The sequence below is a fragment of the Aeromicrobium sp. NPDC092404 genome (genome assembly GCF_040684095.1).
Classification (GTDB): domain Bacteria; phylum Actinomycetota; class Actinomycetes; order Propionibacteriales; family Nocardioidaceae; genus Aeromicrobium.
Genome location: NZ_JBFBFI010000001.1, coordinates 120,453 through 145,774, shown reverse-complemented (window position 1 = coordinate 145,774; position 25,322 = coordinate 120,453). Strand labels below are relative to the sequence as shown.

Sequence of the window (25,322 nt, the reverse complement as noted above, 5' to 3'; positions counted from 1 at the left end):
TCGGCTAGGAGACCGGCCGCACCTGCGGGCTCAGCACCTTCACCGGCGCAGCCGTGAGCGCCAGCGAGCTGATGCCGTCGTCCTTGACGTACGTTGCCGCGGCCACGACCTTGCCGCCGCGCGGCGTCACGACGTAGTACGCAGCCTCGGCGGTCTCGAGCCGTGTCCAGGTCGTGGTGCGGGCCTTGATCTTCACCTCGGTGGAGGCCAGACGTCGCATCGACGCGTCGTAGGCCTGGACGTCGACCGACGCCGCCGCGCCCGGCGCCGTGAGCAGCAGCCTCGGCACCTTGATCTCGGGGCCGATGTCGACCGGCACGATCGCCGGACCGGTCAGCGCTGGGACGGCCTCGGCATACGCGTAGTCCTCGTCGTCCGGAGCCAGCCGCACGGACGCCGAGACCGGCTGGTCCGAGGTCACCCGCAGTGCCTGCGCGCCGGCACCGGCCGATTTCGGCACGGTGACCGATCGGGTGCTCTCGGCCCGGACCTTGATCTGCTCGAGGCCCGAGGGCGCGAAGGTGCTCTTCGCGCCGATGACCTTGACGTCGACGCGCGCGGTCGACTGGCCGGGGTTGACGAGCATGAGGGTCCGGCCCTCGGTGCCCTCGACCAGCCCGCCGACGACCTGGCTGCGGCGCGGGGACAGCGTCGCCGAGATCGGCTCGGTGCCGCTGAACACCGAGGTCGAGCTGTCGTTGACGACGGCGGAAAGGGAGCCGCGGCGACGGTGGACGTGCAGCGCGAGCTCGGTCTCGCCCGCCGCGAGGTCGTCGAGGCGGATGCGCCTCACCGACGCCGGCTTGACCACGATGCCCTCGGAGCCGACCGCGTCGATCTTGCCCTTGGGGCCCCAGAGGGACAGGTCGACGGCGGCCGGGGTGTCGGCGAGATTCGTCAGGATGAGGGTCGAGAAGTGCTTCCCACCCGAGCCGAGGCCCAGCAGCCACGCGTCGTCGACGACACCGGGGCACGAGCCGACCACGAGACCGCCGCCGCCCTTCTTGGGCGCCGTGCCCGCGAAGAAGCCCACGGGGCCGGAGGCCCTGCCCTGCTGCTGGACCATGACGCCGGAGCCGTCGACGACCGAGGTGCGCCACGTGGCGGGGTCCTCGAGGTCGGCATCACGGTCGCCACCCGGGAAGACGCTTGCGACGGCGCCCGCCCCGGCGCGGACCTGGCCGGCGGCCACGGTGATGGTCGAGCCGGCCGGGCAGGCGTACGACGCCTCGGTGACCGTGACGCGCGACGGCGGCCGTGCGGGGTCCGAGCTCGACGGGGCGACGAGGGCCAGCCCGACGAGGAGCGCTGCAGCGAGGGGCAGCACCAGGTAGCGGAGATCCTTCATGCCGTGACCTCGGCTTCCTCGTCGTCGCCCAAGGGCTCGGGGGTCGCCCGCCGGCGTACGGGTGCGGTGAGCACGATCGCCACGAGCCAGGCCAGGACCTGCGTCGCGGCGACCAGGCGGTGCCACCACGGAGTCGCGGCTGTCTCGTTCCTGGGTTGCGGCGCCAAGGTCCAGACGCGCGAACCGGGCTGGTCGCTGCCGGCCGGGGAGAGTCGCGGTGCCGCGTCGATCCGCCGACTGACCTCGGGGTCGGCGCCCGGCGCATAGATCGAGTCGATGCCGAGCTCACCGAGAGCGTCGACGTCGGCGGTGGTCGCCTGCGCCAGGATCCGGCGCACCACGGCCGTCAGACGGGCGGAGTCCGACGAGGTCGCCGTCACCGCCTCCTGCCCCAGGAACGGCCCGTCGCCCGCGACGACCCGGTAGTCGACGCCGTCGTCGATGCTGCCCGTCACGATCAAGGTGTCCCCGGGACGCTCGGCGAGGAAGACCGGCACCACGTCGGCGCGGCCGTCGTCCACCGGGTCGGCGACCCCGCGGACCAGCCACCAGCCCGCCGTGCCGAGAGGCAGGACGAGGGCGACCACGACAGCCGCCGTGAGGGCCGGCCGTGGCCACGACAGGGCAGCGGGCACCGCCAGCAGGACGGCCGTGAGCAAGCCGCCGATCCAGACGACCGTGGGGATGCCGACCCACGGGGTGATGTCGGCCGGGCCAGCGTGCGTCGAGTAGTCGACGAGGGTTCCCACGAGGGCCGCGCCGAGACCCAGGAGGGCGACGAGCCACGAGAGCAGCACGCCGGTGCGCGTGCGACGAGGCACCAGGGCGACCAGCGCGAGGACGAGGAGGCCAAGGCTCAGCCACTCGGGGGCCGCGCCCGGCCCGCCGGCCCGACCGAGGACGACTTCGCGCACCGTGGCAGTGCCGGGCACCGGGTAGCCAGCTTCCCACCAGGTGCGCCACGGGCGGAGAGCGCGCTGCGCCAGCCACGGCCCGAGCAGGACGAGCGGCACCACCGCCGCGACGACGAGCTGCTTGCGGACCCAGCGACCCTCGGCGTACCAGAGGACCAGGAGCCCCGCGAGGCTCATGGGCAGGACGATCGGGGCGAACGCCGCGGCGAACGCGACCCAGATGCCGAGCCGGAGCGCGAGCTGCCACCCGGGCTTCTCGGCGAGCTGCCACGCGGTGTTGGCGATGACCGGCAGCACGACGAGGGCCACGACGGTGCCGAGCCGGCCTTGGCTCACCGCGCCGGTCGCGACGACGCACAACGCGTAGGAGATGGCCCAGACCATGCGGGGCGCGCGGTGCGGGCTGATCTGACGACCGAAGCGGTGAGCCGTCAACGCCGCGAGCGGCACCGAGAAGACCATGACGACCGTGACGACGAGCCCCGGGTGGAACCACACGGGCGTCGCCAGGGCGGCCAGGGGCAGCGCGAAGATCGGCGGGAGGGTGTCGCTGGGCAGCCCGACGTCGTGACGCGTGCCGAGCAGCAGCTCCCACCAGCCGCCCGCCGTGCCCGGCGCCGGGAGAAGAGCACCCCCCTGGAGCCCACCGCCGAACAGACCCCGGCCGGCGACGACCGAGAGCACGGTGAACACCAGCACGACCGCGAGCCACGGTCGTCGCTGCAGCAGCGAAGGGCCGTCGTCGAGGTCCTCGGCCTCGTCGGGCGCGTGGTCGAGCGTCGTCGACCGGCGGCCGACAGTCTCGACGGCCTCCGGCTTGATCAGCGCGGTCGCGGTGTCCCGCACCATGTCGAAGCCGTGCTGGTACGGCAGCCAGAACGGCGCGAGCAGGTGGCGTATCGAGCGGTGCGACCGCTTGGCGGTGGCCCGCCTGCGCCGTCTGGCCCGGATGAGCTTGACGGGATGCGCGTACGCCGAGCGCAGGGCGAGCAGCTCATCGCTCGCGGACTCGGGGTCCTTGCCGATCAACAGTCCGGCCACCCGCAGGAGCGACCCGAAGAACAGCCGGACGTACTGCCACAGGAAGCGCGGCATCGGGGTGTTCGCGAGCAGCGTGTAGATCGCCGCCCGACGCTCCTCCCAGTGCGGCACGTCGCCGGCGGTACGCACGCGGGTGCCGCGACGGCTCGACTCGGCGTGGAACACGACGGCGGTCGGCGCGGTCCTCGTGCGATAGCCGGCCCGTGCGATGCGCCAGCCCAGATCGATGTCGTCGTAGAACATCGGGAGGTTGGGGTCCAGCCCGTCGAGCTCGTCCCACACGTCCCGGCGGATCAGCATCCCCGCGGTGTTGACCGCGAGCACGTCGCGCGGGCGGTCGTGCTGGCCGGCGTCCGGCTCGCCCGTCTCGAGACCGGTCTCGCGTGAGCCGGTCGCGGTGATCGTCAGCCCGACCTCCAGCAGGCGGCGCAGCGACGGCCACTCGCGGATCTTGGGTCCGACCGCCGCGATGTCCGGGGCCGACGTGGCGGTGTCGAGCAGGCCCGACAACGTGCCGGGCAGGACGGCGGAGTCGTCGTGCAGGAGCCAGATCCAGTCCGTGCGGGGCATCGACTCCAGGCCGAGGCGCACGGCCTCGCCGAACCCCGTGCCCGATGGCGCGTAGGTGATGCGCTCAGCCCCGAAGGAGTCGCGCAGCAGGCCGGCACTGCCGTCGGTCGAGCTGACGTCGACGACCCGCCAGGTGGTCGGGGCGTAGAACATGTGGGCGAACGAGGCGAGGACCTTGGGCAGCCAGGTGGCGCCGTTGTGGGCCACGAGGATGGCGCCGACCGTGGGCGGTTCGTCGAGCCAATGGCGCGTCGTGCTGGTCTCGTCCACGTAGAGCGACTCTAGTGGACGAGGACAACGGGCTCTCTGCTAAGCCCGCTTCTTCAGCTTGCGACGCTCACGCTCGGACAGACCGCCCCAGATGCCGAACCGCTCATCGTGTGCCAGGGCGTACTCGAGGCATTCTCCGCGGACGTCGCACGTGAGGCACACTCGCTTGGCCTCACGCGTCGATCCACCCTTCTCGGGGAAGAACGCCTCGGGGTCTGTCTGAGCGCAGAGGGCGCGCTCTTGCCACATGAGTTCCTCATCGAGCTCCTGCGGCAGACCCAGATCGAATGACATACATGGAATTACAGTCCTGTCACCTGTCACAAGTCAAGCCGAATGGCAAGATTCATGAAATCCCCGGCGTGTCGCCCGCCTGCTCGCCGCCTCGGTCGGCACGACACAATGGCCGGCATGCGGATCACGGTCATCCTCGGCGCGGACGGCGCCCCCTTCATGCACGACCTCGTCGGGCTGCTCGAGCCCGAGGACGAGCTGGTCGTGGTGGTTCCCACGATGCGTGACCGCTGGACCACGGGCCTCAAGGCATGTCCCGATCTCGACGCCCTGCTCGCGGCGCCCGGGGCGACCTACACCCACGCGGTCGCCGACGAGCTCATCGGGATCGGCTACTCCCCCGCGTGGCAGCGACCCACCGACGCCGACGTCGCGGGCCAGCTGATCCGGACCGAGCTGCTCGCCGCGGGCTACTCGTTGACCGACGCCACCGCCGCGACCGCCAAGCGCCGCGATCTCGGTTTCACGGTGCTGCCGGTGAGCGACGACCGGGCCGAGCTGCACGTCGTCGTGCCTGCGGCAGACGGAGCTCGTGCCGTGCACGTCAGCGAGGTGCTCGCCGACCCCGACGCCCACGACGTGCAGGACCTGGTGCTGGTCGCCGAGACCTGGTCGGCGTCCGAGGCCGCCCGCACGGCGATCGCCTCGGCCGACGTCGTCGTGCTCGGCCCCAGCAGTCGTACGCTCGCGATCGACCCCGTGCTGCGCGCCCCGAGCCTGCGGGAGTCGTTCCGCTCCGACCACCCCGTCCTGGTCGTCGAGCACGACGACCCCGCCCCGGCCGAGCTCGTCCGCGTGGCCGGCCTGCGTGAGCCCGATCCGGGCCGGGCCGAGCCGGTGCCCGCCGACGCGGGCGCCGTGCTGGACCGCGCCCGCAAGGTCGTGGCGGCATGAGGACGCTCGACCAGCTCCTGCGGTCGGCGACCGACCCGTCCCAGCCGCTCGTGACCTACTACGACCAGTCGACGGGCGAGCGCGTCGAGCTCAGCACGACGACGACGGCCAACTGGGTGGCCAAGACCAGCAACTTCCTCGTCGACGAGCTCGATGCCGGGCCTGGCAGTCGCATCCGGATCGGGCTGCCGAGCCACTGGCTGACGACGGTGTGGATCCTGTCGGCGTGGAACGTCGGCGCCGCGGTCGTCGACCACTCGGCCGACATCGGGCTGAGCGGACCCGACCTCGTCGCAGACGAGCCCGTACGTGTTGCGGCGTCGCTGCGACCGCTGGGTGGGCGCTTCGCCGAGCCGCCTGCCGGGTTCCTCGACGTCGGAGCCGAGGTCCCGGGCCACGGCGACCACTTCATGGCTCTCGACCCGCCGGAGCCCTCCACGCCGGCGCTCGACCTCGAGGGCACCGCTCGTACGCACGCCGACGTGCTCTCCGATGTCGCACCGGATCCCGGGCGCCGTCTCGTGGTGCCGGGCAGCATCCGGCGCGACGCCGAGCTGATCGCTGCAGCATGCCTGGGCGGTGGCTCGCTCGTCATCGTGGCGTCCGCCACACCCGAGCAGATCTCACGCGTGAGCGAGCAGGAGGGCGCCGATCCCGGGTAGGTCGATCCACTACACTCGACGATGCCTCGGCGCAGGACGTCAGGCACGCCCGGACGCCTGAACAGTAGGGACACCACACGGATGACAATCGCCGAGGACGCGGCGCGCCTGGGCCTGCACAAGGTCGGCGGTCGCCCTCCGCTACGCGACTACGTCTCCGAGGTGTGGAAGCGCCGGATCTTCATCTTCTCGATGGCCCGGTTCCGCATCGAGTCGGAGAACCAGCAGAACTCCCTCGGGATGTTCTGGGTCATCCTCAAGCCGTTGCTCAACGCGTTGGTCTACGGCGCGATCTTCGGTCTGCTCATCGGCACCAGCGGCCGGCCCCCGCACTTCGTCGAGTTCTTGATCATCGGCGTCTTCGTCTTCGAGTTCTTCGCCCAGTCCTGGACCACGGCGGGCAAGGCGATCACCAGCAACGCGGCGCTGGTGCAAAGCCTCGCGTTCCCCCGCATGGTGCTGCCGCTGGCGGGCGTGACACAACGCTTCCTGCAGTTCCTGCCCACCATCGCGATCATGCTGGTCTTCCTGCTGGTCAGCGGCAATCCGCCGCAGTGGGAATGGGTCCTGATCCTGCCGTTGTTCGTCCTCTACTACTTCTTCAACGCCGGCCTCGGGCTGATCACGGCCCGGCTCTCGGTGCACTGGCGCGACCTCAACAACTTCCTGCCGTTCCTCACCCGGTTCTTCTTCTACACGACCGGCATCTTCTTCAGCATCGAGGAGCGGTTCGAGAAGCACCCCACCGTCATCACGATCAGCGAGTTCCAGCCGATCCACGAGTTCCTCAGCCTGGCCCGGTCCATCCTGCTCACCGGGCCGACGTACGAAATCGACGCGCACCTCTGGCTCTACGCGGGTGGGTGGTCGCTCGTGCTGTTCAGCTTCGGGGTCTGGTTCTTCTGGCGCGCCGAGGAGAGGTACGGCCGTGTCGACTGACGAGACCCAGGTCCAGGCACCGCAGCCGCCCACCGACCGCAAGCCCGTCGTCGTCGTCGACGACGTGCACGTCGAGTACAAGGTGTTCGCCACCGGCAAGCGGCCGACCGCTGCCGACCGCCGCTCCAAGGTGCTGCGCGGTCGCGGCAAGCAGATGCGCACCGTCCACGCGCTCAAGGGGGTGTCGTTCACGGCGTACGAGCAGGACAGCATCGGCGTCATCGGCACCAACGGCTCCGGCAAGTCCACGCTCATGCGCGCCATCGTCGGGCTCACGCCGACGAGCCGCGGTGCGATCTACGCGTCGTCGCGGCCCAGCCTCCTGGGCGTCGGCGCGGCCCTGATGAAGGACCTCTCGGGCGAGCGCAACATCATCCTGGGCGGCCTCGCGATGGGCTTCACGATGGACGAGATCGATGCCAACTACGAGGACATCGTGAAGTTCTCCGGGCTCGAGAAGTTCATCGACCTGCCGATGCGGGCGTACTCGTCCGGCATGACCGCTCGTCTCAAGTTCGCCCTCGCCAGCGTGCAGACCCACGACATCCTGATCGTCGACGAGGCGCTCGCGGTCGGTGACCGCAAGTTCCGCTCACGCAGCGAGGCCCGCATCCGCGAGATCCGGGACAACGCCGGCACGGTGTTCCTCGTGAGCCACTCGATGCAGTCCATCAAGGACACCTGCAGCCGGGTCATCTGGCTCGACCAGGGCACGCTCGTCATGGACGGCGAGCCCAACGAGGTCATCAGCGCCTACAACGAGGCCCAGGACAAGTAAGGCGCGCGGCTCGTCCCTCGCCACTCCTAGCAGACGGATTTGAGGTCGTCGGTCTGGTTGGCGGGGCGACCGGAGGTGTCCTTGGGCTTCTTGGTCGCCTTGACCGTCGACTCCGACTTGTCGATCGCCTTCTGGATCGCCGCCTGGATCAGTGGGAAGTCCGGGGTCACGGTGTCGAACTCCGGCGGCACGACCGAGACGGTGCGGATCTTCTGGCCGCGGGACTTCAGCGCCAGGTCGGCGAACTGACCGAGCTCCTTGGCCGGGATGTTCGTGCTGAGCAGCTCCTTGCCGGACTGGGCGATCTTGGTCGCGTTCAGCAGCACCGTCTGCGGGCTGAGCTGGTCCGCCATCGCCGCCATCAGGCACTTCTGCCGACCCATCCGGTCGTAGTCGTCCGACCCCACCCGGCTGCGGGCATACCAGAGCGCCTGCTGACCGTCGAGCTTCTGCTCACCGGGCTCGATGTAGGTGTTCTTCCAGGCGTCCTCGTGGCCGAACATCGCGATGCGGGTCTTGACGTTCATCGTGACGCCGCCGACCGCGTTGACCAGGCCCTTGAAGCCGTTCAGGTTGACCATGACGTAGTAGTTGATCCTGAGGTTCGTCACGCCCTGCACGGCATCGATCGTGGCCTCGAGCCCCGGGCTCTGGCTGTTGGGGAACAGGTCGGGACGGCTCTCGGCCGTGACGTAGACGGCGTTGAGCAGGCACTCGGCGCCGCAGTTGAAGCCGTTCGGGTAGAGCTGCTGCATCGGCGAGCCCTTGGAGAACGGCACGTTCTGCAGGTTGCGTGGCAGCGAGATCAGCACGACCTTGCCGGTGTCTGCGTCGATGCTGGCGACCGTCATGGAGTCGGGACGGACGCCCGTGCGGTCGGCACGGGCGTCGGAGCCGAGCAGCAGGATGTTGTAGCGACCCTTGAGCGGCTCGGAGGTCTTGGTCGCCTTGAACACCGTCTTGACGGTGTCGCGCGAGACCTTGATGAGCTGTGAGGCGTACGCCGTCGAGCCGGCCACGCCGCCGATGATCGCGAGGTTGAGCACCGTGATCAGGGCGGCGCGCATGAAGTTGAGCCGATAGGGCGACGCGAGGCGCCAGGCGTCGAGGAACAGGATGACCCACAGCACCGCCACCGCCACGATGGCGCCCCGGGCGAGCAGGAGGACGTCGGTGTCGGTGAACCAGCCCAGGACCTCGGCGCGGTCCGTGCGGTACTTCCACAGCAGGTAGCCGCCGCCGCCCAGTGCGGCGACCCACATCGTGACGGCGAACCAGCCGACCGCCCGCCTGCCGACGGCGATGTGCCCGGAGCCGGGGACGATGACCGTCATGAGGCACAGCAGGAGGGCGCGACGGAAGCGGACGCGCGGCGAGTCCAGGTGGTTGTCCTGGTAGCCGCGGCCCAGGAGACTCGCGCGATGCGACATGAGTTCCCTCTACGAAGTGACCGACGAAGCACCCATTATCACTGACGCACGGGGTATCTGTGACATCGCGTCGGTGATCTCAGCGACTCCTCAGGTCAGCACGCAGCGCCGAGGTCGGAGCTGTGGTTGGCCTTGCGGGGATCCCGGCCGTCGTCGCCGGTCTTGGGCAGCGACAGCTTGGCCTTCGTGATGCCGCTGGGGACCGACGAGCGACCCTCGGCCCGGTCGATCGCCCGGTCGATCATCCGACGCACCTTCGCGAAGTCGGGGTTGCCGGTGTAGATCACCGGGGGCACGAGCGACACGCTGGAGATCTTCTGGGTCTTGGCCTTGAGGGCGAGGTCGACGAACACGTCGAGATCCTGCTTGGGGATGTTGGTGGTCAGCAGCGACTTGCTCGAGCTGGCGATCTTCTCGACGTTGAACAGCACCTTCTGCGGGCTGAGCTGGCGCAGCATGGCGTTCATGACGCACTTCTGCCGGCCCATGCGCGAGAAGTCGTCGTTCTGCACGCGGCTGCGGGAGTACCACAACGCCTGGTCGCCGGTCAGCGTCTGCTCGCCGGCCTCGATCCAGCCGCGGATCGGCGAGCCGATGCCACCGATCGCCGTACGCTCCTGGACGTCCATGCGCACGCCGCCGACGGCGTCGACGAGCTTCGAGAAGCCGTGCATGTTGACCATGGCGTAGTAGTTGAGCTTGAGACCGGTGATCTCCTCGATGGCACCCATCGTGGCCTTGAGACCGGGGTTCTTCTCCTTGAACAGCGACGCGTGGTCGTTGGCCCAGGTGTTGATCGCGTTGAGGTACTGGCCCTCGCCGTTGAATCCGTCGGGGAACTGCTTGGCCATCACCGACCCCTTGGGGAACGGCACGTTCTGCAGGTTGCGCGGCAGGCCGATCAGCACGGTCCGGCCGGTCTCCTTGTCGATGCTCGCGACCGTCAGCGAGTCGGGACGCAGGCCGCTGCGGCCGGAGCCGGAGTCGCCGCCGAGCAGGAGCACGTTGTAGCGGCCCTCCTGCGGCTTGGAGACGGTGCTGGCGTTGAAGACGTCACCGACGAACGAGGTCTGCACCGCGACGAGGTGCGCGGCGAAGAACAGTGTCCCGGCGGTGACGAAGCACAGCGCGCTGTTGATGCCGGTCATCCAGAGCCGGTGGTTGCGCCGTAGCTCAAGGGGCCGGCCCAGGCGCCAGGCATCGACGATGAGCGCGACCCAGGCGATCGCGCCGGCGATGAGGATCCACCGGCCCACCGGCAGCAGCGGCGTCTCGAGCACGAGCGACAGCAGCTGCTTGCGCGAGTTCATGGCCAGGAACAGCAGCACGCCACCCACGACGAGGAAGCCGAGCCACACGCGCACGGCGATGCGGCCGATCCGCTTGTTGCCCGACACGAGCTGGGCGGAGCCGGGCATCAGGAGGGTCATCGCCGTCAGCGTCAGGGCGCGGCGGAACTGGATGCGTGCGGAGGTGTCGGCCGGGCGGGCGTACGACCCACCCATCACACTCGAGCGAACGTCAGACATGGTGTCCTCACGTGGGGAAGAGGCTGAGGCGATTCTCAGTATCCACACAAACCCTCCAGTCGAGGTTGAGGGCGCGCCGAGTTCCTCGGGAATTTCCGGCACGTCCGTGCGGGCGGCTCACCGGCGCGTGAGCCGAGGTCAGGTACGGTCGTGCTCATGTCAGATCAGCGTCCCGACGGCGAGTACGGATGGCTGTACGGCGAGGACAAGCCGACCCGTCAGGTGCCGCCATCGGACAGCCCGACCCGGCCGGTGCCGCGTCAGGCCGCGTCCGACCTGCCACCGCCCAACCTGCCCCCTCCCGGCCGCCGGATCGCCGACGAGCCGCCGTCCGGACCGCGCAAGCCCAAGAAGCGCCACAACGGCCGCCGGATCCTCGGGATCCTCGTGCTGGCCTGGGTCGTCTTCCTCGTCGCGGTCCCCTGGTGGGCCTGGGGGCAGATCGAGAAGGTCGATGCCTCTCCCGCCTCGGGCCGTCCCGACGACCAGCCCGGCACGACCTACCTGTTGGTCGGCTCCGACAGCCGCCGCGGCCTGACCAAGGCCGAGCAGAAGGAGCTGACGACCGGCGGGGACACCGGGGGCCGCGGCCGCACCGACACGATCATGCTGCTGCAGACCGGCAGCGGGCCCAGCGTCTTGATGTCGCTCCCCCGCGACTCGCTCGTCGACATCCCCGGCTACGGACGCACCAAGATCAACGCGGCGTACACCTTCGGCGGTCCCAAGCTGCTCGTCCGGACCATCGAGGACAACACCGGCATCCACGTCGACAACTACATCGAGGTCGGCTTCGGCGGGCTGGTCAAGGTCGTGGACTCCCTCGGTGGCGTCGAGATCTGCCCCAAGGAGCGCATCAAGGACAAGGACTCCGGCCTGAATGTGCAGAAGGGCTGCCAGAACGCGGATGGCAAGACCGCGCTCGCCTACTCGCGCAACCGGCACTCGTACGCGACCCAGGACATCCAGCGCGTGCAGAGCCAGCGCGAGGTGCTGGGGTCGATCTCGGCCGAGGCCAAGTCGCCCTGGACCGTCCTCAACCCCGTCCGCTACCTGAGCGTCGCCAAGGGCGCTTCGGGCTCCCTGCGCATCGGGGACGACGTCAGCCCGATCGCGCTGTTCCGGTTCGCGCTCGCCCTGTCGGCATCCATGGGCGGCGACGGGCTCAACTGCACCGTGCCGTTGCGGGACTTCGCGGTCAACTGGGACCCCGATCGCGCGCCCAAGATGTTCGACCTGATCAAGCAGGATCGCACCGACCGGATCGGCAACCTGTGCACCAAGGACGGCCTGCCGAAGCGCTAGCCGTCCCCAGATAGGTTGGGGGACATGACTTCTGCGGATCATCCCGGCGCGTACGCCTACGGCATCGCGACCCTGACCCTCGACGGTGCGGTCCTCGACGTCTGGTATCCCGAGCCCCGGCTCGGCGCCGCACCCGACGGCGATCCCGAGCCGGGCGAGCTCACGGCGCTGGCCGGCCAGGACGCCATCCGCGAGGTGCACAAGGCCGTCGTCCACACCGTGATCCCGGACCTCCAGCAGCCGCCCACCGACGCGTACGACGTCTACCTCCGCCTGCACCTGCTGTCGCACCGGCTGGTCGCACCGCACGGACAGAACCTCGACGGGGTCTTCGGGCTGCTCACCAACGTCGTGTGGACGTCGCTCGGGCCGTGCGCCGTCGAAGGCTTCGAGACCGTCCGGGTTCGCGCCCGCGGTGCGGGCCTGCACGTCCAGGTCACGAGCATCGACAAGTTCCCCCGCATGACGGACTACGTCGTTCCGTCCGGCGTGCGCATCGCCGACGCTGACCGCGTACGCCTCGGCGCGCACCTCGCCGAGGGCACGACGGTGATGCACGAGGGCTTCGTCAACTACAACGCCGGGACCCTCGGTCACGCGATGGTCGAGGGCCGCATCTCTGCGGGTGTCACGGTCGGCGACGGCTCCGACGTGGGTGGCGGTGCGTCGATCATGGGCACCCTGTCCGGGGGCGGCAAGACCGTGATCACCGTCGGGCAGAACAGCCTGATCGGCGCCAATGCCGGCATCGGCATCTCGCTCGGCAACGACTGCGTGGTCGCGGCCGGCACCTACGTCACGGCGGGCTCCAAGGTGTCGATGCCCGACGGCTCGGTCGTCAAGGCGGCCGAGCTCTCGGGCCAGGACGGCATCCTGTTCCTCACCAACAGCCAGACCGGCGCGATCGAGGCCCGCCCGCGCGGCGAACGCACAGGCATCGAGCTCAACGCCGACCTGCACGCCAACTGAGAGCACGCCCCTTCGTGCGGTTCCGCTGGTTCGTCGTCCTCGCGCTCATCACCGCCACGGTGATGGTCGCGGTCGTGCTGCGTGACCGCGAGCCGCTGCGCAGCGAGTCGTGTGTCGCCGAGGTCGGCACGGTACGCGCGGAGATCGATCTCGAGCAGGCCAGGTGGGCGTCGCTGATGTCAGCGATCTCGCAACGCCGCGGGCTGCCGCCGCGGGCCACCACGATCGCGATCGCCACGGCCTTCCAGGAGTCCAAGATCCACAACATCGACTTCGGTGACCGTGACTCCGTCGGGCTCTTCCAGCAACGTACGTCGCAGGGCTGGGGCACGATCGAGCAGATCTTGAACCCCTACTACTCGATCGGCCGGTTCTACGACGCCCTCGTCAAGGTCAGGGGCTACGAGCGGTTGCAGATCACCGACGCGGCCCAGCGGGTGCAGCGCTCGGCCTATCCCAGCGCCTACGCACAGCACGAGGACTACGCGCGGGCCCTCGCCTCTGCGCTGCGGGGCTACAGCCCGGCGACCTTCACCTGCCAGATCAACCCCAAGGGCAGCGGCACGATCCCCCGGGTGACCGCGGACGTCAAGGCGGCCTTCGGCGACATCACCGCCGAGACGGACGGCGACGACGCGTCCTACCCGCTCGAGGGCGGGGCCTCGGACGTCAAGGCCCGCGGCTGGGCCCTGGCGCACTACCTCGTCGGCAACGCGTCGCGCCTGCGGATCACCGACATCTCGTTCGGCAACCGGGCCTGGAGCGCCGAGGACTCCGACGACGGCTGGACGGCCCACTCCGGCCTCGACTCCGACACCGTACGGGTCTCCACGAACTGACCCAAGTTTTGCGCCGGTCCTCGTCATGTACTAGCCGGAAATGACGAGGTTCGTCACAAAACTTGGGGGTCAGCGGGTCAGGCGGGTGACGGCTTCGGCGACGCGCTCGTCGGTGGCCGTGAACGCAGCGCGTACGTGCTGGGCCCCGGCGGCACCGTAGAAGTCACCCGGCGCCGCGAGGATGCCGCGGTCGGCGAGCCAGTCGATCGTGTCGCGGCACGGCTCGCCGCGCGTCATCCAGAGGTAGAGCGCGCCGTGTGAGTGCTCGATCGTGAAGCCCGCAGACTCGAACGCCCGGCGCAGGTCGGCACGGCGCGCGGCATACGTCCTGCGCTGCACGTCGACGTGCTCGTCATCGGCGAGGGCAGCTGCCATCGCGGCCTGGATCGGCGTCGGCATCATGAAGCCGAGGTGCTTGCGGACCTCGAGCAGCTCGGAGACGATCGCCTGGTCGCCGGTCACGAACGCGTCGCGGTAGCCCGCGAGGTTGGACCGCTTCGACAAGGAGTGCACCGCGAGGATGCCGTCGAACGAGCCACCGCAGATGTCGGGGTGCAGGACCGAGACGGGCTCACCCTCCCAGGCGAACTCGAGGTAGCACTCGTCGGAGACGACCAGCGTGCCGCGCTCGCGGGCCCGCTCGACGACCTTGCGCAGGTGGTCGGGCGGAAGGATCTGTCCCGACGGGTTGGCCGGCGAGTTGAGGTAGATGAGCGCCGGGACCCGCGGGCCCAGGGACACCGTCGAGCCGGCGGCGACGACCTCGCAACCGGCGTAGCGGGCACCCACCTCGTACGTCGGATAGGCCAGCTCGGGCACGACGACGAGGTCACCTGCGCCGAGGCCGAGCTGCACGGGGAGGTTGGCGATGAGCTCCTTGGAGCCGATGGTCGGCAGCACCTGCGACGGCTCGAGCCCGCGTACGCCGAAGCGTCGCTGGATCCAGTCGACCGCGGCTTGGCGCAGCGGCTCCGGTCCGAACACCGTGGGATAGCCGGGAGCGTCCGAGGCGGCGACCAGCGCGTCACGGGCGACTTCGGGCGTGGGGTCGACCGGCGTGCCGATCGACAGGTCGACGAGGCCGCCAGGATGCGCGGCGGCCCGTGCCTTGGCACTCGCCAAGGTGTCCCAGGGGAAGTCCGGGAACCGCGCCGAGACGTTGCCCCTCGAGGTCATTCCTGGGGCTGCGGGGGCAGAGCGGCGATCAGCGGGTGGTCCTTGTCGATCACGCCGAGCTTGGCAGCGCCGCCGGGCGAGCCGATGTCGTCGAAGAAGTCGACGTTGGCGGTGTAGTAGTCCTTCCACTCCGGCGGCGTGTCGTCCTCGTAGAAGATCGCCTCGACGGGGCACACCGGCTCGCAGGCACCGCAGTCGACACACTCGTCGGGGTGGATGTAGAGCATCCGGTTGCCCTCATAGATGCAGTCCACGGGACATTCGTCCACACAAGCGCGGTCCTTGAGGTCCACACAGGGCTGGGCGATCACGTACGTCACGAGCAGTTCTCCTTCGACGAGCTGACACCAGTATCGCGGGTCCGGCAACCGACCCGGTACTGAGGTCCGCCTCACCGTGCATGGAAGTCTTGGGTCATGAGCCTAGACGGTGGAGCCATCGGTCGGCGCGTGGTGCTGCGTCATGAGACAGGCCATGTCGGGCCGTCCGGAGGACCGGAGCTCAACGACGTCATCGGGCGGGTGCGGGCGGTCGACGCGACCACGGTCACCGTCGAACGGCGGGACGGCCGTACGGAGGTCGTTGCGCTGACCGACGTCGTGACGTGGAAGGAGGTCCCGGACCGGCCGCTGCGCCGTCGCAGGGCCCTGGACATCGAGGTCGCGGACCTGACCAGGATCACCTCTCGCGGCTGGCCGGCGATCGAGTCGGTCCCGCTCGGCGAGTGGGAGCTGCGTACGTCCGGGCGCTTCACCGGGCGGGCCAACTCCGTCGCGGTCCACGGGGATCCGGGGCTGCCCTTCGAGCAGGCGCTGGTCCGGGTCCGTGAGTTCTACGCGTCGCACGACTCCCCCGCCCTGGCCCAGGTCGTGGTGGGTTCACCCGAGGAGCGCGCCTTCACCGCAGCCGGCTGGGTGCCGATCACCGGCCATCACGGCGGGGCGGTCGTCCAGGTCGCCGACCTCGACCCCGCCTACGACAGCGATCCGGCCGCGCGCGTCGCCTCCACCGTCGACGACGACTGGCTCGCGAACTACGGCCGGGTCAACGATCCGGTCGCCGCACGGGCCGTGCTCGAAGGCCCGCAGACCGTCGGATTCGTGTCGATCGGGTCGCCGGCCGTCGCGATCGGGCGCATCGTGGTGACCGGTGAATGGGCCGGGATCGCCTGCGTCGAGGTGGCTCCCGCCCACCGCCGCCAGGGGCTGGCGCGCCGGGTCGTCGAGACGTCCCTCGGCTGGGCCGTCGAGCACGGCGCCGACAAGGCGTACCTGCAGACGATGCACTCCAACCACGCCGCCCTCGCGCTCTACCGGCCGTACGGGTTCGTGGATCACCACGACTACCGCTACCTCGAGCCCGGTCCTGCGCCCGCGCCCACAGACTCCGCACAGTGAAGGCACCGCCACCCCTCAGCCCCGGCTCGTACGGTGATGGCATGACGCACGATCACGACGGCCCTCACGAGCACGATCTGGGACTCTCCCACGACCTGCCGGCACTGCTGAACCGGCGCCGAGCGCTGGGGCTGCTGACCGGCGCCGGGCTCGCCGCCGCACTCGCTGCCTGCAGCGGCAGCGACTCCGCGGGCGGGACGACCACGACCAGCACGCCGTCGCCGAGCGGCGGCTCCTCCAGCGGCGGCTCGACCGCGACCGTCGCGGACGAGGTGCCCGCCGAGACCGGAGGGCCGTACCCGGCCGACGGGTCCAACGGCGTCAACGTGCTGGCCGAGACCGGGGTCGTCCGAAGCGACATCCGGTCGAGCTTCGGCGGCACCAGCACGACGGCCGAGGGCGTCCGGGTGTCGATCGAGCTGACGGTCTTGGACCTGAACGGCAGGGAGGTCGCGCCGTACGAGGGCGCCGCCGTCTACCTGTGGCACTGCGACCGTGAGGGCCGCTACTCGATGTACGACTCGGAGATCGCCGACGAGAACTACCTGCGCGGGGTCCAGGCCGCCGACGCCGACGGCCGGCTGACCTTCACGTCGATCTTTCCCGCGGCCTATCCGGGCCGGTGGCCGCACATGCACTTCGAGGTCTACCGGTCCGCCGCCGACGCGCAGAAGGCGACCGGCAAGCTCCGCACGTCGCAGCTCGCCCTGCCCGAGGACGCCTGCGACGTCGTCTACGCCAGCCCCGGCTACGAGCAGAGCGCCGACACGATGAAGCAGACGACCCTCGCCTCCGACCTGGTCTTCAGCGACGGCCACTCGTTGCAGATGGCCACGGTCACCGGCACCGTGGACGACGGCATGACGATCAGGCTCAACGTCGCGGTGTGACCACCGCTCGCGTGCGTCAGTCGCCCTAGGGCTTCTTGCCGCAGATCACGTGGTCGGCCGCCTGGTAACGGGCCGTGTCGGTCTCGGTCTTGACCCGCTTGCCGGCCTTGTAGAACGAGCGATAGATGTCGATGTCGAAGCCCGGGATCGGGTCCTGGGGCACGCAACGGTCGGTGTCGTCGTACTGCTTGCCCGGGGTGCGCCCGTTGCGGCGCTCGGACTGGCCGGCCTTGATCTCCCAGACCTTGGTGCTCCACAGCTCGACGTGCATGATGCCGGCCGACGACGGCGTGCTCTTGACGACGTAGGCACGGATCAGGACGCCGTACTTGGTCGGGTTCTTGAACCTCAGGTCGAGGTTGCCGAAGTAGACCGTCGCCTCGCGGCCCACCGGGTAGCGGTTGATGTAGAACGCGTGCGGGTGGTGCTCGACGTCGTCCATGCCGCCGAAGAAGCCGGCGTTGTACGCGGTCGTCGCGACCTGTGAGACGCCGCCGCCCAGCTCCTCGCGGAACACCCCGCCGTTGATGACGGTGCCGTTGACGAAGCCGTTGGCCGCGGTGCGCTCGCCGACCGTGTCGTTGAAGCTGAACGTCTCGCCGGGCTTGAGGATCGTGCCGTTGATGAGCTCGGCGGCTCGGCTCTGGTTGGTGTTGCGGTACTCGGCGTAGGGGAACTGCGTCTCGAAGCTGCTGATCTTTTCCTTGATCCGCAGTGCCTTGGCGTCCGCCGTCGTGAACAGCGGCTCGACGACCTTGGCCTCGACCTCGACGGACCGCTTCGAACCCGACTCGGTCAACGCCGGAAGCAGCTTGACCGCCATCTCCTTGGGCTGCAGGCCCACGCCCTCCTTGCCGGGGACGATGACGGGCTTGTTGTCCTCGATCTTGACGGTCGCGTCGACGGCCTTCTTGCCGATGCCCGTCGTCGAGTCGGTCAGCGGCTCGGCGAGCTTCTTGGGGTCGAGGTACGGCTGCAGCGCGCCCTCCTTGACCCGCACGACCAGCGCAGGCGCATAGGCCGACACCGGCAGCGTGACCTTCTTGTCGCCCACGCGGATCGTGATGGGCGCGCTGACGGCCGGCTCGGCGATCGTCTTCATCGCGTCAGCCAGACCCTCGGAGTCGACCGCGGGCTCCACTGTCGCCATGGGCACCTTCACCGGCTCGTCGCTGACGAGGTACGCGTCGCGGATCGCCTCGGCGGCGTCGGCCCGGGCGATGACGCGGCCCGCCTTTGGCTCGCGCGGCTTGGGCTCGGCCTTGGGGAAGGTGATCTGCGCCTCGACGACCTCACGGTTGACGGTCTCGCCGATCGTCCCGATCGCGCTCTGAAGCTTCGCCTCGTCGACGTCGAGGGCCGGGTCGCTGTCGTGCTCGCCGAAGAAGAGCCCCGCCATGTCGACCGGGTTCCAGCTGCGTTCGCCGCCGGCCTCGCTGATGCTCCGGTCGAGGTCGAAGGCGAGCCCCGCAGCCTTGGGCTGCACGGGGAACTCGGTCTTGCCGTGTGTCAGGACGATCTCGCGGTCGACGCGCGGGGACAGGGCGTCGTCGACCGCGGCGCGCGCCGCCGCGGGCGACTTGCCGCTGACGTCGACGCCGCCGATCGTCGCGTTGGCCGGCATGCGGGAACCCGTGAGGAAGTAGCCGCCGACGTAGAGCAGGCCGAGCACGAGCACGAGTCCGAGCAGGATGCGCCTGCCCCAGTGAGCGGACCCACCCTCGTCGCCGTCCTCTGCGGGTGGCTGCAGGTCCGTGCTGTCATCGCCCGCGTCGTCGGCCGCCTCCTGCCAGTCCGAGGGAGCGGCCAGGACCTCGTCCGACTCGTCGTCCACGCCGTCGGCATCGGCGTCGTCCACCTCGTCAGTGCCGTCGTCGTCGCCGTCGGGACTCGCCACGGCCTCGTCGAGCACGGCGTCCTCGCCGGGCTGCAGCTCGTGGGCCGGCTCGACGTCGGGTACGTCGTCGAGCTCGATCTCCTCGTCGTGCTCCACCACGAGGCCGGGCTCGACTGCCGCATCACCCTCGCCGGCAAGGTCGGCGTCGTCGGCCCCGGCCGGCACCTCCTCGGAAGGGACGGCCGGATCGCCGTCGACCGGTCCCTCGCCGGCACGCGGCGCGTCGTCCGGCGTGAGGTCCTCGTCAGGCTTGTCGGTCATGTGTTGCTCCCGTAGACAGTCTTCTCGGAGGCGGGCAGGCGCACGATCGTGCCGTAGTGCGAGCGGTAGTACAGCAGTGGATCGTCGAGGTCGTCGCGGACCGCCGCTCCCGTGACCGCACCGACCAAGATCGTATGGTCACCACCGTCCGTGACGGAAACCGTGGTGCACTCCAACCAGGCCAGCGACTCGTCGAGCAGGGCCGCGCCCGACACGCCGCGGTGGTAGGCGATGCCCTGCAGCTGGTCGTCGAGCGGCCGGCCACGGTGCGCGAACCAGGCCGATGCCGCGATGCCCTCCTCGGCGAGGATCGAGACTCCCCAGAATCCGGTCGTCAGCACGGCATCGTGGAAACGACTCGTCTTGTGCGAGCACACCAGGACGAGCGGCGGGTCGAGCGAGACCGACGTGAACGCGCTTGCGGTCATGGCGTGGTCGACACCGTCGTGCACCGTCGAGACGACCGTGACGCCGCTGGCAAACCGTGAAAGCGCACCGCGAAATGCGGTCTGGTCCACCGACGCGGTCATTGCTCAAGCCTAGGAGTGCGGGCGACCCCGACGACGATGGCCCCCAGACAGCCGATCGTGAACGACCAGCCGACCCAGTCCGAGGCGACGAGATAGCTGCCGCCCGGTGAGAGCTGCTGCACCAGCAGGACAAGGCCCCAGCCGAGTCCCAACCAGGCACCACCGACCTTGGTGATGCGATCGGCGGCGAGCACCACGACGTACGTCACCACGATCGCGAGGACGAGGCCCCAGGGCCAGTCGACGCCGGCCGCGTGCCAGTGATGCCGGTGCACGAACGCACCCACGACGCCGACATACGCCCCGAGGACGAGGAGTGCTGCGCGCTTCACCTCAGAGGCCGGCGAACAGGTCTTCCTCGAGACCGTCCGGTCCGACCGGACCGAGCGTGCCCTTGGCGAGCCGGTAGTACTCGGTGCCCCAGACCTCGGAGCCGGCGTTGTTGGACAACGCGAAGAACGGCCCGTCGACGGTGATCTGCGACGCGTGCGCCTTCATGGCGTCCATCTTGGCGTCGGCGTAGTCGTTGGCGTCGACCTTGGCGTCGAGCTCCTCGTCGGTCTGGCCCCACGGCAGGTTGTCGGGGTCCCACCCCTCGAACGTCGTCTCGTCGCCGGCCTCGCGGAGCTTGCGGATGCCATCGGCCATCTGCGTCCTGGACATCGCGGACCAGTAGATCTTGGGGACGTCCCAGGCCTCGCCGAGCTCGGGGCGGTAGGAGCGCACGGCGGCCAGCGCCGCAGCGTAGGTCGCCACGCGGTGGGCCTGGACGTGGTCGGGATGGCCGTAGCCGCCGAACTGGTCGTACGTCACCAAGACCTGGGGGCGGACCTCGCGGATGATCTCGACCAGCAGGTCGGCAGCGACTGTCAGGTCGGCGTGCCAGAACGTGTCGGGACGGGTCTCGTCGGCCGCCGTCGCGCTGCCGTCGTCGGCCCACTTCATGCCGGAGTCGCGGAAGTGTCCCGGACCACCGAGGAACCGGTGGTCGGTGACCCCCAGCTCCTTCATCGCCGCGGCGAGCTCCTGGACGCGGTGTGGGCCGAGCGCGTCGTCGCGGTCGGCCGCGAGGTGCTCGAGCTCGGGGACCAGGATCTCGCCCTCCTCGCCGGCCGTGCACGTCACGAGCGTGACCTGCACGCCCTCGGCGACGTACTTGGCCATCGTCGCGCCATTGCCGATCGACTCGTCGTCGGGGTGGGCGTGGACGAGCAGGATCCGCCGGTCGCTCAAGGTCATGGGTCCAAGGTTACTGACCGGCACCGACGGCACCGGGGCCCACACCTGACCGCGTGATTGGATCGGAGGCATGACCGTCTCCTATCCCCGCCTGGCCGCCCGTACCCTGCGCTTCACCCTTGGCATCCCGCGCAACATCACGGTGTCCCCCGACGGCGGCACGGTCCGCTTCATCCGCACCCCGGACGGCGTCACCCGCACGGGCCAGCTCTGGGAGCACGACGTCGCCGCCGGGACCGAGACGATCCTCGTCGACCCCGTCGCGCTGCTGGGCGAGGAGGGCGAGCAGCTCTCGGCCGAGGAACGATCTCGCCGCGAGCGCAGCCGTGAGTCGGCCGCCGGCCTGGTCGGCTACGACGTCGACGAGACCGGTCGCTGGGCCTGCTTCGCGCTTTCGGGACGGCTCTGGGCCGTGCACCTCGGCGCCAAGGCCGTGCACGCGCTGCCCAGCGTCGGCGCGGTCATCGACCCTCGCCTCGATCCGACCGGGCGGCGCGTCGCGTACGCCTCGGGCGGTGCGCTCCGCGTCATCGGCGTCAACGGGCAGGACGAGCGCACCCTCGCCGAGCCGGAGTCCGCCACCGAGGTGTGGGGCCAGGCCGAGTTCATCGCAGCCGAGGAGATGGAGCGCTTCCGCGGCTTCTGGTGGGCGCCCGACGGCGGATCGCTGTTGGTCGAGCGCTACGACGAGGCGTCCGTCCAGACGTGGCACATCGCCGACCCGGAGCACCCCGAGCGCGAGCCTGTCGCCCAGCGCTATCCCGCCGCCGGCACGCCCAACGCGGACGTCACCCTGTGGCACGTCGACCTCGACGGCAATCGCACCGAGATCACCTGGGACCACGCGACGTACGAGTACCTCGGACGCGTGACGTGGAACCGCCACGGCGACCCCGTGATCCAGGTCCTGAGCCGCGACCAGAAGTCCGCCCAGATCCTCTCGGTCGACGTCACCACCGGACGCACGACGGTGCTGCGGGAGCTGTCCGACCCGGCGTGGGTCGAGCAGTCCTCGGCACCTCGGTTCGCCCCTGACGGCTCGCTCGTGACGATCGAGGACGCCGCCGGGTGGCGCCGGGTGCTGCGCGACGGCGAGGCCGTCTCCCCCGAAGGGTGGCAGGTTCGCGGCATCGTCGAGGTGTTCGAGGACTGCGTCGTGGCGTCGGCGTCGCAGGAGCCCACCGAGGTGCACGTCGTCAGGTTCGGATTCGACGGCAGCGTCACGCCGATCACCGAGGGCGCGGCCGTGCACGGTGCCGTCATCAGTGGTCCCACCACCGTCGTGGTCCGGTCGGGTCTGGAGGCCGTCGGCACGACCGTCACGGTGCACCGGGAGGATGCCGAGCCGGTCCCGATCGAGGTCCTGGCCGAGCCGGCGCCTCACGAGCCCGTCGTCACGCTGCTTGCCGCGGGTGAGCACCAGCTGCGTACGGCCGTCCTCTTCCCGGCCGGCCATGAGCCCGGCTCACGACGTCTGCCGGTGCTGATGGACCCGTACGGCGGGCCGCACGCGCAGCGCGTGCTGGCCTCGGCGCGGGCGTTCCTCGAGGCCCAGTGGCTCGCCGACCAGGGATTCTGCGTCGTCGTGTCGGACGGCCGTGGCACCCCGGGCCGCGGCCACGCCTGGGAACGCGCGGTGATGAACGAGTTCGCCACCGTGACGCTCGACGACCAGGTCGCCGCGCTGGAGGCGGTCGCCGAGGCGTACCCGGACGACGTCGACACGACGCGGGTCGGGATCACCGGCTGGTCGTACGGCGGCTACCTCGCCGCCCTCGCAGTGCTCAAGCGCCCCGACGTGTTCCATGCAGCCGTGGCGGGGGCCCCGGTGACCGAGTGGCGGCTCTACGACACGTGCTACACCGAGCGCTACCTCGGCGATCCTCGTACGCAGCCCGAGGTCTACGACCGCAACTCGCTCCTGCCACTGGCCCCTGCCCTCGAGCGGCCGCTGATGATCATCCACGGACTGGCCGACGACAACGTGGTCGCCGCGCACACCTTGCAGCTGTCGTCGGCGCTGCTCGCTGCCGGTCGGCCGCACACCGTGCTGCCGCTGTCGGGGGTCACGCACATGACCCCGCAGGAGGTCGTGGCCGAGAACCTCAAGCTCCTGCAGGTGCAGTTCCTCAAGGACCACCTGGGCACGTGAGCCGGCCCGTCCTCGAGCCTGTCAGTCCTTGAGGCGCTTGGGCTGGTCCGGCAGGGCCGCCGGGTCGTCCGGGAGGCGGTCGTCACCGGGAAGCCAGCCGCCGTAGACGTCGACCATCTCGACGACCCGGTCGTCGAACGGCTCGACCAGGAGCACCCACGCGCGGTCCTCCCAGTCCTCCTCGCCGGCGAACGCCTCGCGCCTCAGGGTCGTGGCGTAGCCCTCGCCCTCGAGAGCCTTGACCAGCTCCTCCGCGTCGTCGTCGGAGTCGAAGTAGATTCCAAGCACGGGAAGAGCGTACGATGAACGCCGCACACATCCCCTGAGGAACAGGTAGCCGGTCCGTTGAAGCTCTGAGGTCAGATCCCGCGCAGCAGCCCCCAGTGGCCTGCGCACCCATCGACCTCATGGAGCGCACATGCGTGCATCACTTTCTGTCAACGACCTCTCGTTCTCCTGGCCCGACGGCTCGACCGTCCTCGACGGGCTCGATCTCGGCGTCGGCCCGGGCCGGCACGGCCTCGTCGGGCTCAACGGCTCGGGCAAGTCCACGCTGCTTCGGCTCATCGCCGGCGAGCTCGTGCCCCAGCGCGGCTCGATCGGCGTGGACGGCACCGTTGCCTACCTGCCCCAGGACCCGGGCGCCGACCCGGACCAGACGGTGTCCGACGTCCTCGGCATCGCCGATACGCTCGCGGCACTCGGACGGGTCGAGCAGGGCTCGACCGCGATCGAGGACTTCGACGTCATCGGCGACCAATGGGACATCGCCGAGCGCACGGAGGCCGAGCTCGCCCGCCTCGGGCTCGGCCACCTGGGCCTCGGCCGCCCGGTCTCGTCGGTGTCCGGAGGTGAGCTCGTCCTGCTCTCGCTGGTCGCCCGGCTGCTGACCCGGCCGTCGGTCCTGCTGCTCGACGAGCCGACCAACAACCTCGACACCGCAGCACGCGAGCGGCTCATTGACATCGTCGCAGCCTGGCGGGGCACCCTGCTCGTGGTGAGCCATGATCGCGAGCTGCTCAACGCGATGGACGACATCGGCTCGCTCCGTGGCGGCTCGGTGCGCTGGTACGGCGGTGGGTTCGACGACTACGAGGCAGCTGTCGCGGTCGAGCAGGAGGCGGCAGCACGGGCCGTACGCGCGGCCGAGGCCGACCTGCGCGCTCAGAGACGCGACCGGATCGAGGCCGAGTCGGTCCTCGCGACCCGCCGCAAGCAGGGCGAGAAGGCCTGGGCCGAGAAGCGGATGCCCAAGATCGCCATGGGCAACTACAAGCGCAGGGCCCAGGTGTCCGCCGGCAAGCTGCGCGGCGTCCATGAGGATCGGATCGAGGACGCGAATACCCGGCTGATCGAGGCCGAGGAGCTCGTGCACGACGACCGCGAGATCCGCGTCGACCTCCCGAACACCGTCGTCCCGTCAGGGCGCAACGTGCTGACGCTCGATGGCGTCCGTCCGGCGTACGGGAGCATCGAGCTCGACCTCGAGATCCGGGGGCCCGAGCGCATCGGGCTGACCGGGCGCAACGGCACGGGCAAGACGTCGCTGCTGCGCACGATCACAGGTGACCAGGCGCCCGCCGCCGGCTCGGTGCGCGCGCACGTGCCGATCCGCCTCCTGCCGCAACGAATGGACCTGCTCGACGGCTCGCTGACGGTGGCCGAGAACGTCGCCCTCATCGCGCCGAGCACGACCGAGAACGACCGTCGCGCCCAGCTCGCCCGGTTCCTGATCAGAGGCAGGGCCGCGGACCAGCCGGCCTCGACGCTCTCGGGCGGCGAACGACTGCGTGCGACGCTCGCGTGCCTGCTGCTGGCCGAGCCCGCGCCGCAGCTGCTGCTGCTCGACGAGCCGACCAACAACCTCGACCTGCCGAGCATCCGGCACCTGGTCGAGGCGCTGGAGTCGTACCGCGGCGCGTTCGTCGTCGTCAGTCACGACCAGCGGTTCCTCGACGACCTCGGACTCACCCGGCGGATCGAGGTGTGACCCGCCCA

General features: G+C 70.1%; 23 protein-coding genes. 11 read left to right on the top strand and 12 right to left on the bottom strand.

Annotation, left to right across the window (positions count from 1 at the left end):
- Positions 1-4: 4 nt before the first annotated feature.
- From AB0N22_RS00790 to AB0N22_RS00780, 3 genes are read right to left on the bottom strand one after another with little or no spacing between them, the layout of a single operon-like run.
- Complete coding sequence (locus AB0N22_RS00790; RefSeq protein ID WP_364634713.1) at positions 5-1,348, bottom strand: DUF5719 family protein; 1,344 nt, start codon at positions 1,346-1,348, stop codon at positions 5-7.
- The gene (locus AB0N22_RS00785) at positions 1,345-4,143 is read right to left on the bottom strand and encodes a glycosyltransferase family 2 protein (protein ID WP_364634710.1); all 2,799 of its coding nucleotides are present in this window, start codon (positions 4,141-4,143) and stop codon (positions 1,345-1,347) included. The genes AB0N22_RS00790 and AB0N22_RS00785 overlap by 4 nt, the downstream gene beginning before the upstream one ends.
- A gap of 39 nt (positions 4,144-4,182) precedes the next feature.
- A complete protein-coding gene (locus AB0N22_RS00780; RefSeq protein ID WP_056212467.1) occupies positions 4,183-4,437 on the bottom strand; it encodes a WhiB family transcriptional regulator in 255 nt (84 codons plus the stop codon).
- Positions 4,438-4,554: 117 nt separating this feature from the next.
- Between AB0N22_RS00780 and AB0N22_RS00775 the strand changes: the two genes are divergently transcribed.
- The 4 genes from AB0N22_RS00775 to AB0N22_RS00760 all read left to right on the top strand — a co-directional run bounded on the left by AB0N22_RS00775 (position 4,555) and on the right by AB0N22_RS00760 (position 7,710).
- Positions 4,555-5,331 (top strand): 2-phospho-L-lactate transferase CofD family protein, encoded by a 777-nt coding sequence (locus AB0N22_RS00775; RefSeq protein ID WP_364634706.1) that lies wholly within the window; start codon positions 4,555-4,557, stop codon positions 5,329-5,331.
- On the top strand, positions 5,328-5,993 hold the full coding sequence (locus AB0N22_RS00770) for a TIGR03089 family protein (protein WP_364634704.1): 666 nt from the start codon (positions 5,328-5,330) through the stop codon (positions 5,991-5,993). The genes AB0N22_RS00775 and AB0N22_RS00770 overlap by 4 nt, the downstream gene beginning before the upstream one ends.
- 81 nt (positions 5,994-6,074) lie before the next feature.
- On the top strand, positions 6,075-6,932 hold the full coding sequence (locus tag AB0N22_RS00765; RefSeq protein WP_364634701.1) for an ABC transporter permease: 858 nt from the start codon (positions 6,075-6,077) through the stop codon (positions 6,930-6,932).
- Complete coding sequence (locus AB0N22_RS00760) at positions 6,922-7,710, top strand: ABC transporter ATP-binding protein (RefSeq protein WP_364634699.1); 789 nt, start codon at positions 6,922-6,924, stop codon at positions 7,708-7,710. The genes AB0N22_RS00765 and AB0N22_RS00760 overlap by 11 nt, the downstream gene beginning before the upstream one ends.
- Before the next feature lie 26 nt (positions 7,711-7,736).
- Here the strand turns inward: AB0N22_RS00760 and AB0N22_RS00755 are convergent, their stop codons facing one another.
- Together AB0N22_RS00755 and AB0N22_RS00750 are read right to left on the bottom strand one after the other, a co-directional pair.
- The gene (locus AB0N22_RS00755) at positions 7,737-9,140 is read right to left on the bottom strand and encodes an LCP family protein (protein WP_364634696.1); all 1,404 of its coding nucleotides are present in this window, start codon (positions 9,138-9,140) and stop codon (positions 7,737-7,739) included.
- A gap of 95 nt (positions 9,141-9,235) precedes the next feature.
- Positions 9,236-10,669 (bottom strand): LCP family protein, encoded by a 1,434-nt coding sequence (locus AB0N22_RS00750; protein WP_364634693.1) that lies wholly within the window; start codon positions 10,667-10,669, stop codon positions 9,236-9,238.
- Between the two features lie 156 nt (positions 10,670-10,825).
- Here AB0N22_RS00750 and AB0N22_RS00745 point away from each other — a divergent pair, with 156 nt between their 5' ends.
- The 3 genes from AB0N22_RS00745 to AB0N22_RS00735 are packed head-to-tail and all read left to right on the top strand — an operon-like array spanning position 10,826 to position 13,782.
- Entirely contained in the window at positions 10,826-11,974 is a 1,149-nt protein-coding gene (locus tag AB0N22_RS00745) for an LCP family protein (RefSeq protein ID WP_364634690.1), read from the top strand.
- 24 nt (positions 11,975-11,998) lie between these two features.
- Positions 11,999-12,943 (top strand): 2,3,4,5-tetrahydropyridine-2,6-dicarboxylate N-succinyltransferase, encoded by a 945-nt coding sequence (gene dapD, locus AB0N22_RS00740; RefSeq protein ID WP_364634687.1) that lies wholly within the window; start codon positions 11,999-12,001, stop codon positions 12,941-12,943.
- A 14-nt stretch (positions 12,944-12,957) separates the two neighbouring features.
- A complete protein-coding gene (locus AB0N22_RS00735) occupies positions 12,958-13,782 on the top strand; it encodes a hypothetical protein (protein WP_364634684.1) in 825 nt (274 codons plus the stop codon).
- 69 nt (positions 13,783-13,851) lie between these two features.
- On the opposite strand, the gene dapC is transcribed toward AB0N22_RS00735, so the two are convergent.
- Both dapC and fdxA read right to left on the bottom strand, forming a co-directional pair.
- Positions 13,852-14,958 (bottom strand): succinyldiaminopimelate transaminase, encoded by a 1,107-nt coding sequence (gene dapC, locus AB0N22_RS00730; RefSeq protein WP_364634682.1) that lies wholly within the window; start codon positions 14,956-14,958, stop codon positions 13,852-13,854.
- A complete protein-coding gene (gene fdxA, locus AB0N22_RS00725) occupies positions 14,955-15,278 on the bottom strand; it encodes a ferredoxin (protein ID WP_364634679.1) in 324 nt (107 codons plus the stop codon). Before fdxA ends, dapC begins: the two co-directional genes overlap by 4 nt.
- A 96-nt stretch (positions 15,279-15,374) precedes the next feature.
- Between fdxA and AB0N22_RS00720 the strand changes: the two genes are divergently transcribed.
- A complete protein-coding gene (locus AB0N22_RS00720; protein ID WP_364634676.1) occupies positions 15,375-16,355 on the top strand; it encodes a GNAT family N-acetyltransferase in 981 nt (326 codons plus the stop codon).
- Between the two features lie 41 nt (positions 16,356-16,396).
- Positions 16,397-17,245 carry a 3,4-dioxygenase subunit beta gene (locus AB0N22_RS00715; protein WP_364634674.1) on the top strand — a complete coding sequence of 283 codons (849 nt, stop codon included), beginning with the start codon at positions 16,397-16,399 and terminating at the stop codon, positions 17,243-17,245.
- Between the two features lie 25 nt (positions 17,246-17,270).
- On the opposite strand, the gene AB0N22_RS00710 is transcribed toward AB0N22_RS00715, so the two are convergent.
- Genes AB0N22_RS00710 through mshB form a run of 4 tightly spaced genes read right to left on the bottom strand, consistent with a single transcriptional unit; the run spans position 17,271 to position 21,172 of the window.
- Positions 17,271-19,403: a VanW family protein gene (locus AB0N22_RS00710; protein ID WP_364634671.1), complete on the bottom strand. Its 2,133-nt coding sequence runs from the start codon at positions 19,401-19,403 to the stop codon at positions 17,271-17,273.
- The gene (locus AB0N22_RS00705; RefSeq protein ID WP_364634668.1) at positions 19,400-19,933 is read right to left on the bottom strand and encodes a flavin reductase family protein; all 534 of its coding nucleotides are present in this window, start codon (positions 19,931-19,933) and stop codon (positions 19,400-19,402) included. Before AB0N22_RS00705 ends, AB0N22_RS00710 begins: the two co-directional genes overlap by 4 nt.
- On the bottom strand, positions 19,930-20,265 hold the full coding sequence (locus AB0N22_RS00700; RefSeq protein WP_364634665.1) for a hypothetical protein: 336 nt from the start codon (positions 20,263-20,265) through the stop codon (positions 19,930-19,932). The genes AB0N22_RS00705 and AB0N22_RS00700 overlap by 4 nt, the downstream gene beginning before the upstream one ends.
- 1 nt (position 20,266) lies before the next feature.
- On the bottom strand, positions 20,267-21,172 hold the full coding sequence (gene mshB, locus AB0N22_RS00695) for an N-acetyl-1-D-myo-inositol-2-amino-2-deoxy-alpha-D-glucopyranoside deacetylase (RefSeq protein WP_364634663.1): 906 nt from the start codon (positions 21,170-21,172) through the stop codon (positions 20,267-20,269).
- 70 nt (positions 21,173-21,242) lie between these two features.
- Here mshB and AB0N22_RS00690 point away from each other — a divergent pair, with 70 nt between their 5' ends.
- Complete coding sequence (locus AB0N22_RS00690; RefSeq protein WP_364634660.1) at positions 21,243-23,324, top strand: prolyl oligopeptidase family serine peptidase; 2,082 nt, start codon at positions 21,243-21,245, stop codon at positions 23,322-23,324.
- Positions 23,325-23,345: 21 nt separating this feature from the next.
- On the opposite strand, the gene AB0N22_RS00685 is transcribed toward AB0N22_RS00690, so the two are convergent.
- The gene (locus AB0N22_RS00685) at positions 23,346-23,612 is read right to left on the bottom strand and encodes a hypothetical protein (RefSeq protein ID WP_364634658.1); all 267 of its coding nucleotides are present in this window, start codon (positions 23,610-23,612) and stop codon (positions 23,346-23,348) included.
- Positions 23,613-23,742: 130 nt separating this feature from the next.
- Here AB0N22_RS00685 and AB0N22_RS00680 point away from each other — a divergent pair, with 130 nt between their 5' ends.
- Positions 23,743-25,314, top strand: a complete 1,572-nt coding sequence (locus AB0N22_RS00680; RefSeq protein ID WP_364634655.1) for an ABC-F family ATP-binding cassette domain-containing protein — start codon at positions 23,743-23,745, stop codon at positions 25,312-25,314.
- Positions 25,315-25,322: the final 8 nt, after the last annotated feature.

Bases quoted from the DNA above. Each gene is read 5' to 3' on its own strand.
- AB0N22_RS00705 (WP_364634668.1), bottom strand. From the start codon at position 19,933: ATGACCGCGTCGGTGGACCAGACCGCATTTCGCGGTGCGCTTTCACGG.
- AB0N22_RS00775 (WP_364634706.1), top strand. From the start codon at position 4,555: ATGCGGATCACGGTCATCCTCGGCGCGGACGGCGCCCCCTTCATGCAC.
- dapC (WP_364634682.1), bottom strand. From the start codon at position 14,958: ATGACCTCGAGGGGCAACGTCTCGGCGCGGTTCCCGGACTTCCCCTGG.
- mshB (WP_364634663.1), bottom strand. From the start codon at position 21,172: ATGACCTTGAGCGACCGGCGGATCCTGCTCGTCCACGCCCACCCCGAC.
- AB0N22_RS00770 (WP_364634704.1), top strand. From the start codon at position 5,328: ATGAGGACGCTCGACCAGCTCCTGCGGTCGGCGACCGACCCGTCCCAG.
- AB0N22_RS00690 (WP_364634660.1), top strand. From the start codon at position 21,243: ATGACCGTCTCCTATCCCCGCCTGGCCGCCCGTACCCTGCGCTTCACC.
- AB0N22_RS00710 (WP_364634671.1), bottom strand. From the start codon at position 19,403: ATGACCGACAAGCCTGACGAGGACCTCACGCCGGACGACGCGCCGCGT.
- AB0N22_RS00780 (WP_056212467.1), bottom strand. From the start codon at position 4,437: ATGTCATTCGATCTGGGTCTGCCGCAGGAGCTCGATGAGGAACTCATG.
- AB0N22_RS00680 (WP_364634655.1), top strand. From the start codon at position 23,743: ATGCGTGCATCACTTTCTGTCAACGACCTCTCGTTCTCCTGGCCCGAC.
- AB0N22_RS00745 (WP_364634690.1), top strand. From the start codon at position 10,826: ATGTCAGATCAGCGTCCCGACGGCGAGTACGGATGGCTGTACGGCGAG.
- dapD (WP_364634687.1), top strand. From the start codon at position 11,999: ATGACTTCTGCGGATCATCCCGGCGCGTACGCCTACGGCATCGCGACC.
- AB0N22_RS00790 (WP_364634713.1), bottom strand. From the start codon at position 1,348: ATGAAGGATCTCCGCTACCTGGTGCTGCCCCTCGCTGCAGCGCTCCTC.
- AB0N22_RS00755 (WP_364634696.1), bottom strand. From the start codon at position 9,140: ATGTCGCATCGCGCGAGTCTCCTGGGCCGCGGCTACCAGGACAACCAC.
- AB0N22_RS00720 (WP_364634676.1), top strand. From the start codon at position 15,375: ATGAGCCTAGACGGTGGAGCCATCGGTCGGCGCGTGGTGCTGCGTCAT.
- AB0N22_RS00750 (WP_364634693.1), bottom strand. From the start codon at position 10,669: ATGTCTGACGTTCGCTCGAGTGTGATGGGTGGGTCGTACGCCCGCCCG.
- AB0N22_RS00765 (WP_364634701.1), top strand. From the start codon at position 6,075: ATGACAATCGCCGAGGACGCGGCGCGCCTGGGCCTGCACAAGGTCGGC.
- AB0N22_RS00715 (WP_364634674.1), top strand. From the start codon at position 16,397: ATGACGCACGATCACGACGGCCCTCACGAGCACGATCTGGGACTCTCC.